Genomic DNA, 10,770 nt, shown 5'->3' on the forward strand with positions numbered 1-10,770 from the left:
TGTCGTAGTCCTGGGCACCCAATGGGGTGATGAGGGCAAAGGCAAGATCGTTGATCTGCTGACCGAACATGCTGCCGCCGTAGTGCGCTACCAGGGCGGCCACAACGCTGGTCACACCCTGGTGATCGATGGCGAAAAAACCGTCTTGCACCTGATCCCGTCGGGCGTGCTGCGCGAAGGCGTGCAGTGCCTGATCGGCAACGGCGTGGTGGTTGCACCCGACGCTCTGCTGCGGGAAATCATCAAGCTGGAAGAGAAAGGCGTACCGGTGCGCGAGCGCCTGCGTATCAGCCCGTCCTGCCCGCTGATCCTGTCCTATCACGTAGCGCTGGACCAGGCGCGTGAAAAGGCCCGAGGCGAGCTGAAGATCGGTACGACCGGTCGCGGCATCGGCCCGGCGTACGAAGACAAGGTTGCACGTCGTGGCCTGCGCATCGGTGACCTGTTCCACCGCGAGCGTTTCGCCGCCAAGCTGGGCGAGTTGCTGGATTACCACAACTTCGTTCTGGTCAATTACTACAAAGAGCCTGCGATCGACTTCCAGAAAACACTCGACGAGTGCATGGAATACGCCGAGCTGCTGAAGCCGATGATGCTCGACGTCACGGCTGAGCTGCACGAGCTGCGTCGCGCTGGCAAAGACATCATGTTCGAAGGCGCCCAAGGCTCCCTGCTGGACATCGACCACGGCACATACCCGTACGTCACCAGCTCCAACACCACCGCGGGCGGCATCGCTACCGGTTCGGGTTTTGGTCCGATGTACCTGGATTACATCCTCGGCATCACCAAGGCGTACACCACTCGCGTCGGTTCGGGTCCGTTCCCGACTGAGCTGTTTGATGATGTGGGTGCTTTCCTGGCCAAGCGTGGCCACGAGTTCGGCGCTACCACCGGCCGTGCCCGTCGTTGCGGCTGGTTCGATGCCGTCATCCTGCGTCGCGCTATCGACGTCAACAGCATCTCGGGCCTGTGCCTGACCAAGCTGGACGTGCTGGACGGTCTGGAAACCATCAACATCTGCGTTGGCTACAAGAACCAGGATGGTGCAGTGATCGACGCACCGACTGACGCCGACAGCTACATCGGCCTGGAGCCGGTGTACGAAGAGATGCCGGGCTGGACCGAATCCACCGTCGGTGCCAAGACCCTGGAAGAGCTGCCACAGGCTGCACGCAACTACATCAAACGCGTCGAAGAGTTGGTCGGTGCGCCGATTGACATTATTTCGACGGGCCCGGACCGCAACGAAACCATCGTTCTGCGTCACCCGTTCGCTTAATAAGTCGTTGATGTAAAACACAAAGGCCCCTTAATTGGGGCCTTTGTCGTTTCTGCCTGTCGGACGGCACGACCCTTGCTGTGAACTTCATTAAGCGCATCGCTTCTAGCGTGCCATCAATTTAATGGCGTTAAAGCAGAGGGATTCTAAGTGTCGGCCGTTCTCTCACTGTTACAAAGCCGTCTATTACGGCCTGTGTTCGTTACCCTTGGTATCGCACTGTTGGTGCAGGTGCTGGTGGCTGTCGCCCTGACTCGGAGCACAGTGACCGCACTGGAAGCCGATCTGGGTGTGCGCCTGGGTGCCGACAGTCAAAAACTCTCCGGGGAACTTGAGCAGGCAGGGCGTGAAGTCACGTCGAGCCTCGACAGCCTCTCCACCAGTACTCGTCAGCGCCTTACGGCGGGCTTGTCCTCGCGATTGAAGGACGAGCAGGCACAACTGCGTGCGACGTTGGAGAAGGATCTGAAGGACTCTGCCAATGATATGGCGCAGCTTTTGGCTTCGGTCGCACCTCGCGCCATGTGGGACAGCGACGTTCCAACCCTGTCCGAATTCGCCCGCCGGGCTCAGCGTAATCCCAACGTGTTGTTCGTGGTCTACGACGACGCGACGGGGCAGCACCTGACGCGCTACCTCAACCGCGAGAACCCGATCAACAAGGCGCTGCTAGAAAAGGGGCAGGGCGAGCGTGCCCTGGACAAGGTGCTGGATGCGGCGAAGAACGATCCGTCGGTCTATTACCTGGAAGCCTCGATCAATCCTAACGGCGTGGAAATCGGCAAGGTCTTGATGGGCGTCTCAACCGCCTCGGTGGAAACCGATTTGGCGGCCTTGGACAAACGCTTCTCGGCGCTGATTGCCAGCAGTGATCAATTGGTGGGCGACAGCCTCAAGGGCGCGGCGGCTGATAGCGCAGCCGCGATGGGCGCGCGCTTGCAGTCGGCGCAATCCACGGCCTCTGAAATGCAAGCCAACACCACCAGCACTGTTCAGGAAGCGGCGGGCACTTTGCGCTGGCGCATCGGCATGGGTCTGGCGGTGGTGGGTTTCGGTGTGTTGCTGTTGCTCGCGGTGGTGCTGGGTCGTCGGGTGGTCAATCGCTTGAAGTTGCTCATCGCTGCAATGGACGACCTGGCTGCGGGCGAGGGCGACCTGACCAAGCGTGTGCAGATCAACAGTAAGGACGAAATCGGCGACATGGCCTCGGCGGTCAATCGCTTTGTGGATAAGTTGCAACCGATCGTGCGCGAAGCGGGCGATGTGGCTCAGCGTACCGGCGTGGAGATCGGCGCCATGACCTTGCGCAATGCCGGGGCCGATAAAGCGGCGGGCATGCAGCGCGATGAAGTGGCCGAGAGCCTGCGTGCGTTGTCGCAAATGGCTGACGAAGCCCAGTCTGAAAGTCATGCCATGCAGGCAGCTTTGCAGCAAGTGGTGGATATTCGTTCGGCCACGGATGAAAACACGCGGACCTCGGCAAAAGTCGGCAGCCTGATCGAGGCGTTGGCCGGGCAGGTCGATACCGGGGCGAAAGTCATCGAGCGGCTGGCGCAGCAGAGTGAGCAGATTGAAGTGGTGCTGACGGTGATTCACGGGATCGCCGAGCAGACCAACCTGCTGGCGCTGAACGCGGCCATCGAAGCGGCACGTGCCGGCGAGACCGGTCGCGGGTTTGCTGTGGTGGCCGATGAAGTGCGGGCGCTGGCGAGCAAGACACAGAGCTCCACCGGCGACATTCAGGCGCACATCGTTGCCTTGCAGCAAGGTGCGCGTGAGGCGGTGGCAGCGATCGGTCAGGCCGGGCGTCAGGCCAGCGAAGGTTTGCTGGTGTTGCGCGACAGTGCGCGGTTGCAGCAATCGGTGCAGGCGTCGGTCGAGCAAGTGCATGCGGCGATAGGTCTGGCAACGCAGGCGGCGGCGCATCAGGCGCAAGGCGCGCAAGCGGTGCGTGGTCGGGTTGAGACCATTCATGCACAGGCTGAGAAAGCGGCTCAAGCGGTGGTGGAAACCACGGCCAGCGGCAAAGTGCTGGACGGATTGGCGGCGCAGTTGAAGGCCAGCCTGGGGCAGTTCCGGGCTTAATATTTGTATTGGTTGGTCTGGCGTCATCGCGAGCAAGCTCGCTCCCACATTGGAATACGTTCCCCTGTGGGAGCGAGCTTGCTCGCGATAGCGGTCTCAGCGGCTCAAATACATCCGGGTAGTAAGCAGGTAAACCGGCAGCCCCGACACCAATATCAACAACGCCGCATAAGGCGCCGCCGCCGCAAACTCCACATTCGCGGTATGCGCCCAGACCTCTGTGGCCAGCGTATTGAGTCCGGTCGGACTCAGCAGCAACGTCGCCGTCAGCTCCTTCATCGCATCCAGAAACACCAGCGCAAACGCTGCACCGAGTGCAGGGAAGATGATCGGCAACGTCACCCGGCAAAACGCACTGAAGGACGATGCACCCAGCGTGCGTGCAGCCTCTTCCAGTTGCGGCGCAGCCTTGTTCAGCGCCGTGCGAATCGGTGCCTGCGCCAGCGGCAGAAACAACAGCGCATAAGCAATCAGCAGCAGCGCAGAAGTCTGATACAGCGCCGGCACATAATGCAGGGCGAAATATACCAGCGTCAGCGCTATCACTAGTCCTGGCAGTGCATGCAGCAGATACGGCAAGCGTTCGGCCCAGATCGCCAATTGGCCTTTGTAGCGCACCACCAGCAATCCCACCGGCACTGCCAGCACCAGGCACAGCGCCGCGCCGCCCAGTGACAACGCCAAGGAGGAGAGCAGCGCCTCGCTGATCGCCGCCACCGGAAATGCTGCCGACGAACCCACTGCCAGCCAATACGCCAGCATCCCGAGCGGAATACCGCTGCCGATGATCGCCAGCGCCAGGCAATAAAGTTGTCCGGCAGCAGCCCAAGGCCCCAGCCGAACCTGTTCCGCATGCCGAGCCGCGCCCTGACCGGTACGCACGTGTCGGCCCTTGCCGCGTACGTGCAGTTCCAACCAAAGCAGTATCAGACACAGCGCCAGCAACACGGCGGAAAGCATCGCCGCATTCGCGTTACTGAATTCCAGTTCGAACTGTTGATAGATCGCGGTGGTAAAGGTTTGCAGTCCGATGATCGACAGCGCACCGAATTCCACCAGCATGTGCAGCGCGATCAACAGCGAACCGGCGAGCAGTGACGGCCAGAGCAGCGGCAGAGTGATTCTGAAAAACACGCCCCAGCGATTCTGCCCCAGTGTGCGGGCGGACTCTTCGAGGGAGGGATCGAGATTGCGCAGGGTCGCCGCGACCGGCAGAAAGATCAGCGGATACTTGGACAGGGTCATCACCAGGATCGCCCCGCCCAAGCCTTCGAAATGAGCGCTCAGCGAGACCCAGGTGAAGCTGCTGACAAATGCCGGCACCGCGAACGGTAGGCACAAAATCACACCCCACAAGCGCCGTCCGGGCAAGTTGCTGCGCTCAAGCAGCCAGGCCAGCGACAGGCCGATCACGCCGCAGGCGAGCGTCACACCGACCATCAGCGCCAAGGTGTTGCGCAGCAGGCCAAGCACATAAGGTCGCCACAACAAATGCAACGCCTCAGCCCAACCGGCCTGCCAGGTCTTGAGCCCGACATACGCCAGCGGCAACAGGCTGAGTACCACCAGCAGCAAAACCGGTAGCAACAGCCAGATCGATGGCCGCTTGCGCCGCGGTACGTAACCCCCGCGCGTGACGGGAGCTGATAACGATGCGCTCATCAGTTCAAGCCAACGTCACGTTCCAGGTCCAGGGCTTCTTCGGCATTGCCGAGATCGGCTGGCGTGACCTTCGGTGCTTCGAGCTCGCTAAACGGCTTGAGCCCACGATCCGATTCCATGCCTTTGTGCAGTGGGTATTCAGCGGTGGTCTGAGTGATCACGCGCTGACCTTCTTCGCTGGCCATGTAAGCGAGGAATTGCTGGGCTTCTTTTGGATGCTTGCTGGATTTCAGCACGGCCGCACTGGAAACAGTGATCAGCCCACCGACGTCGCTGCCGGTGAAATAATGAAGTTTCGAATCGAGCTGGCCTTTTTCGCGCTGCAAGGCGAACCAGTAATAGTTGTTCACCAGCACGGTGGCGACTTCGCCGTTTTCCACTGCCTTCAGTGCAACCATGTTGTTGCTGTAGGTCTTACCGAAAGCACGCAAGCCGGTCAGCCATTCTTCGGCCGCGTCCATGCCGTGCACTTTGATGATTGCCACAGCCTGTTCCTGGAAGGCGCCGCTGGTAGGCACGAAACCGACCTTGCCTTGCCATTTCGGATCGGAGAACTCCATGACCGACTTGGGCAGGTCTTTTTCATCGATCAGTTTCGGGTTGAAGGCGACCACGCGGACCCGTGCGGTGACACCGATCCAGGTGCCGTTGCCGGCAACGTAATCTTTTGGCAGAACGGCGAGGGTGGCGGCATCGGTCTGTGCGAGCAGGCCTTGTTCGCCGAGTTTGTTCAGTGGTGGCGATTCTTCGGTGTAGATCACGTCGGCAGGGGAGCGATCGCCTTCTTCGACGACCTGGCTGGCGAGCTGGTTGCTGCTGCCTTTGCGCACATTGACGTGAATCCCGGTCTTGGCTTCGAAGGCTTTGGCGATGGCGTCGCCGACTTCTTTGTGTTGACCGTTATAGAGTGTCAGGGAAACCGGTTCGGCGGCTTGGGTGAGGGGAGTGGCGAGTGCCAGGCCGAGCAGGGTCATGGTCAGGCCGCGGCGTAGGGTATTTCGAAACATCATTCGCAAGGTTCCTCACTGTCGCATTGCAAAAACTTGAAACAATGATAAACGATATTGTTTCTCAAGTGCGCCTTGCAGCGGGTGAGGGGTTGGTAGGAGCTGCCGAAGGCTGCGATCTTTTGATCTTGATTGTTGGTGGAGCTGAAATTGCTGAAGATCAAAAGATCGCAACCTTCGGCAGCTCCTACACAAACCCCGGAAACGCAAAAACCCGCTTTCGCGGGTTTTTGTGAAATTTCAGATCGACTCTGAAATTTGAATTGGTGCCCAGAAGAAGACTCGAACTTCCACGACCTTGCGGTCACCAGCACCTGAAGCTGGCGTGTCTACCAATTTCACCATCTGGGCATAATCTTCAGCGTTGCCGCTGTTGATGTGGCGCACTATACGGAGAGCTTTTTGATCTGTAAACCCCTGATTTAGTTTTAATAAATCAGAGGCTTAGAATGCAAAAAACCCGCTTTCGCGGGTTTTTGTGTGAGCCTTGAAATTGATCTAATCTCAAGCTCGAAATTGGTGCCCAGAAGAAGACTCGAACTTCCACGACCTTGCGGTCACCAGCACCTGAAGCTGGCGTGTCTACCAATTTCACCATCTGGGCATTATCGACAATGCGTCTGCGTCGTCGATGGCGCGCACTATACGGAGCGTCTTTTTAACTGTAAACCCCTGAGGTCTAAAAAACCTGGAAAATTTTACCAATGGCATTTAATTCAGCTTCGCGCTGTCGATAAAGGGCTTTAGATGGGCTGTCATAGCCTGAAATTTCCCGTTTCATTACGCCTATGCCAAACTAACCCGCATATAGACAAGGTGAAAACTCTCTAATGGCCGATTGGCAGTCCCTCGATCCCGAGGCCGCTCGTGAAGCGGAAAAATATGAAAACCCTATTCCTAGCCGCGAACTGATCCTTCAGCACCTTGCTGATCGGGGTTCGCCTGCTAACCGCGAGCAGCTGGTCGAAGAGTTTGGTCTGACTACAGAAGATCAGATCGAAGCCCTGCGCCGCCGCCTGCGCGCCATGGAGCGCGACGCTCAACTCATCTATACCCGTCGCGGCACCTATGCGCCGGTGGACAAGCTCGACCTGATCCTGGGCCGCATCAGCGGTCACCGTGACGGCTTCGGCTTCCTGGTCCCGGACGACGGCAGTGACGACCTGTTCATGAGCCCGGCGCAAATGCGTCTGGTGTTCGATGGTGATCGTGCCCTGGCCCGTGTTTCCGGCCTTGACCGTCGCGGTCGCCGCGAAGGCATGATCGTCGAAGTGGTGTCCCGTGCCCACGAGACCATCGTCGGTCGCTACTTCGAAGAGGGCGGTATTGGTTTCGTCGTTGCGGACAATCCGAAGATCCAGCAAGAAGTGCTGGTCACGCCGGGCCGTAACGCTAACGCCAAGATCGGTCAGTTCGTCGAAGTGAAGATCACTCACTGGCCGACGCCACGCTTCCAGCCGCAAGGCGACGTGGTCGAAGTCGTGGGCAACTACATGGCGCCGGGCATGGAAATCGATGTCGCCCTGCGCACCTACGATATTCCTCACGTCTGGCCTGAGGCTGTGCTGAAAGAAGCCGCCAAGCTCAAGCCGGAAGTCGAAGAGAAAGACAAAGAGAAGCGCATCGACCTGCGTCATCTGCCGTTCGTCACCATCGACGGCGAAGATGCGCGCGACTTCGATGATGCGGTCTACTGCGAAGCCAAGCCGGGCAAACTGCGCCTGTTCTCCGGCGGGTGGAAGTTGTACGTGGCGATCGCCGACGTTTCCAGCTACGTGAAAATCGGTTCGGCTCTGGATAATGAGTCCCAGGTTCGCGGCAACTCGGTGTACTTCCCCGAGCGCGTCGTGCCGATGCTGCCTGAGCAGTTGTCCAACGGCCTGTGCTCGCTGAACCCGCACGTCGATCGTCTGGCCATGGTTTGCGAGATGACCATCTCCAAGTCCGGCGAGATGACCGACTACTGCTTCTACGAAGCGGTGATTCACTCCCACGCTCGCCTGACCTACAACAAAGTCAGCGCGATGCTGGAAACGCCGAAAATCACCGAGGCGCGTCAGCTCCGTGGCGAGTACAACGACGTTCTGCCGCACCTCAAGCAGCTTTACGCGCTGTACAAAGTGCTGTTGGCCGCTCGTCACGTGCGTGGCGCGATCGATTTCGAAACGCAGGAAACCCGGATTATCTTCGGGACCGAGCGCAAGATTGCCGAAATCCGTCCGACCGTTCGTAACGATGCGCACAAGCTGATCGAGGAATGCATGCTGGCGGCCAACGTGGCCACCGCCGAATTCCTGAAAAAGCACGAAATCCCTGCGCTGTACCGCGTCCACGATGGCCCGCCACCGGAGCGTCTGGAAAAACTGCGCGCTTTCCTTGGCGAACTCGGCCTGTCCCTGCACAAAGGCAAGGACGGCCCGTCGCCGAAGGATTACCAGGCATTGCTGGCGAGCATCAAGGACCGTCCGGATTTCCATCTGATCCAGACTGTTATGCTGCGTTCGTTGAGCCAAGCGGTTTATAGCGCCGATAACCAGGGCCACTTCGGCCTGAATTACGAAGCCTATACCCACTTCACCTCGCCGATCCGCCGCTACCCGGACTTGCTCACGCACCGGGCGATTCGCAGCGTCATCCATTCGAAAATGGACACCCCGCACGTTCGCCGTGCTGGCGCGATGACCATTCCGAAAGCGCGCATCTATCCGTACGACGAAGCGATTCTGGAGCAGCTCGGCGAGCAGTGCTCGATGAGCGAGCGCCGTGCCGACGAAGCGACCCGCGACGTCGTGAACTGGCTCAAGTGCGAGTTCATGAAAGACCGTGTAGGCGAATCGTTCCCGGGTGTGATCACTGCCGTGACCGGTTTTGGTCTGTTCGTCGAGCTGACCGATATCTACGTCGAAGGCCTGGTACACGTCACCGCGCTGCCGGGCGATTACTACCACTTCGATCCTGTGCACCACCGCCTGGCCGGTGAGCGTACCGGTCGCAGCTTCCGTCTTGGCGATACCGTTGAAGTGCGCGTCATGCGCGTCGACCTCGACGAGCGCAAGATCGACTTCGAGATGGCTGAAAAGACCATCAGCGCGCCGATCGGTCGCAAGAAGCGCGGGACTGAAACCGCTGCACCAGCTACCAAAACGGCCGCAGAGCCGGCCCCGGCGAAAACCGGTCGTCGTCCTGCCAAGGAAAAGGCTGTCGAAGCCTATCGCCCGAGCGATGCCGCGGCGAAAAATGCCGAATTGCGCAAAAGTCGTGAGATTAAGCAGGCGTTGCTGTCTGAAGCGAAAAGTGGCGGTAAAGCGGCGTCTGGGGGAAAGACCGGACGGTCGGTGCCTGACAAGGCTCCCGGCGGCAAGCCAGCCAAACCGAGCAAACACCGTAAAGGCCCGCCAAAAGCGGGTTCTGCTCCAGCCGCCAAAAGCGGCGGGGCGCGTAAACCGAAGGCCAAGTCATGAGTCAGTTGGAAAAGATCTACGGCGTGCACGCTGTAGAAGCGTTGCTGCGTCACCACCCAAAACGCGTCAAGCAGATCTGGCTGGCCGAAGGCCGCAGCGATCCGCGCGTTCAAACGCTGATCGAGTTGGCGAACGAAAATCGCGTAGCCGTCGGCAACGCTGAGCGTCGCGAGCTGGATGCCTGGGTCGAAGGCGTGCACCAGGGCGTGGTGGCGGAGGTGAGTCCGAGCCAGGTCTGGGGCGAGGCGATGCTCGACGAGCTGCTCGATCGCACCGAAGGCGCGCCGCTGTTGCTGGTGCTCGACGGCGTGACCGATCCGCACAATCTCGGCGCTTGCCTGCGTTCTGCCGATGCGGCGGGCGCACTGGCGGTGATCGTGCCGAAGGACAAGTCAGCCACGCTGACCCCGACGGTGCGAAAAGTCGCCTGTGGCGCGGCGGAAGTGATTCCGCTGGTCGCCGTAACCAACCTGGCTCGCACGCTGGAAAAACTCAAGCAGCGGGGCTTGTGGGTTGTCGGTACGGCGGGCGAGGCTGAGCAGAGTTTGTATCAGCAAGACATGACCGGCCCAACCATCCTGATCATGGGCGCTGAAGGCAGCGGCATGCGTCGCCTGACTCGCGATCTTTGCGACTACCTGGTGCGCCTGCCGATGGCCGGCAGTGTCAGCAGTCTCAACGTATCCGTGGCGACCGGCGTCTGCCTGTTCGAGGCGCTGCGCCAACGCGGCGTCAAAGCCGCCGGAACCGCCAAAAAGTCCTGATCTGCTGTAAGCCCCTGTGGGAGCGAGCTTGCTCGCGATAGCGGTGTAGCATTCAGCATCAATGTTGAATGTTATATCCACATCGCGAGCAAGCTCGCTCCCACAGTAGTTTGTGGTGAGGCAAAATTTGGCGTGTGGACGAACTGTTCAAATAATCACCAATTGCCTTGCACCTCTTCTGTCCCTTCTCTACAATTGCGCCCCTTGCTGTGACGGCAGGCACGCATGTGTCTATCGCAAGCAAGTCCATAAGTGTCATTCACTCCTTGTCTGACCGCTTTTGAGCGGCAGGCTACAACCCGTAAGGAGCATTCATGCGTCATTACGAAATCATCTTTTTGGTCCACCCGGATCAAAGCGAGCAAGTCGGCGGCATGGTAGAGCGTTACACCAAGCTGATCGAAGAAGACGGCGGCAAAATCCACCGTCTGGAAGATTGGGGCCGTCGTCAACTGGCCTACGCAATCAACAATGTTCACATGGCTCACTACGTGATGCTGAACGTTGAG

Annotated in this window: 8 protein-coding genes and 2 tRNA genes; 6 read left to right on the plus strand and 4 right to left on the minus strand. The window is 59.4% G+C overall.

Annotated elements, in window-relative coordinates; genetic code table 11:
• On the plus strand, positions 1–1,282 hold a 1,282-nt coding region (locus ACIQU2_RS28665), incomplete at its 5' end, for an adenylosuccinate synthase (RefSeq protein ID WP_403145916.1).
• 150 nt (positions 1,283–1,432) lie between these two features.
• A complete protein-coding gene (locus tag ACIQU2_RS28670; protein ID WP_403145919.1) occupies positions 1,433–3,367 on the plus strand; it encodes a methyl-accepting chemotaxis protein in 1,935 nt (644 codons plus the stop codon).
• A gap of 96 nt (positions 3,368–3,463) precedes the next feature.
• Here the strand turns inward: ACIQU2_RS28670 and ACIQU2_RS28675 are convergent, their stop codons facing one another.
• Positions 3,464–5,029: an ABC transporter permease gene (locus tag ACIQU2_RS28675; protein WP_403145921.1), complete on the minus strand. Its 1,566-nt coding sequence runs from the start codon at positions 5,027–5,029 to the stop codon at positions 3,464–3,466.
• Entirely contained in the window at positions 5,029–6,039 is a 1,011-nt protein-coding gene (locus ACIQU2_RS28680; RefSeq protein ID WP_403145923.1) for an extracellular solute-binding protein, read from the minus strand. Before ACIQU2_RS28680 ends, ACIQU2_RS28675 begins: the two co-directional genes overlap by 1 nt.
• 41 nt (positions 6,040–6,080) lie before the next feature.
• Between ACIQU2_RS28680 and ACIQU2_RS28685 the strand changes: the two genes are divergently transcribed.
• Positions 6,081–6,272: a hypothetical protein gene (locus ACIQU2_RS28685; RefSeq protein ID WP_403145925.1), complete on the plus strand. Its 192-nt coding sequence runs from the start codon at positions 6,081–6,083 to the stop codon at positions 6,270–6,272.
• Between the two features lie 28 nt (positions 6,273–6,300).
• Here the strand turns inward: ACIQU2_RS28685 and ACIQU2_RS28690 are convergent.
• Both ACIQU2_RS28690 and ACIQU2_RS28695 read right to left on the minus strand, forming a co-directional pair.
• Positions 6,301–6,387: transfer RNA gene (locus ACIQU2_RS28690), tRNA-Leu, on the minus strand.
• A gap of 166 nt (positions 6,388–6,553) precedes the next feature.
• Positions 6,554–6,640 (minus strand) — tRNA-Leu (locus tag ACIQU2_RS28695).
• A 226-nt stretch (positions 6,641–6,866) separates the two neighbouring features.
• On the opposite strand from ACIQU2_RS28695, the gene rnr reads away from it, so the two are divergent.
• The 3 genes from rnr to rpsF all read left to right on the plus strand — a co-directional run.
• Positions 6,867–9,497: a ribonuclease R gene (rnr, locus tag ACIQU2_RS28700; RefSeq protein ID WP_403145927.1), complete on the plus strand. Its 2,631-nt coding sequence runs from the start codon at positions 6,867–6,869 to the stop codon at positions 9,495–9,497.
• Positions 9,494–10,261, plus strand: a complete 768-nt coding sequence (rlmB, locus tag ACIQU2_RS28705) for a 23S rRNA (guanosine(2251)-2'-O)-methyltransferase RlmB (protein WP_403145930.1) — start codon at positions 9,494–9,496, stop codon at positions 10,259–10,261. Before rnr ends, rlmB begins: the two co-directional genes overlap by 4 nt.
• 314 nt (positions 10,262–10,575) lie before the next feature.
• Positions 10,576–10,770, plus strand: a 195-nt coding sequence (rpsF, locus tag ACIQU2_RS28710) for a 30S ribosomal protein S6 (RefSeq protein WP_403145932.1), incomplete at its 3' end; no start/stop codon positions are given.

Source organism: Pseudomonas sp. NPDC098740 (assembly GCF_044760065.1).
Lineage (GTDB): Bacteria > Pseudomonadota > Gammaproteobacteria > Pseudomonadales > Pseudomonadaceae > Aquipseudomonas > Aquipseudomonas rossensis.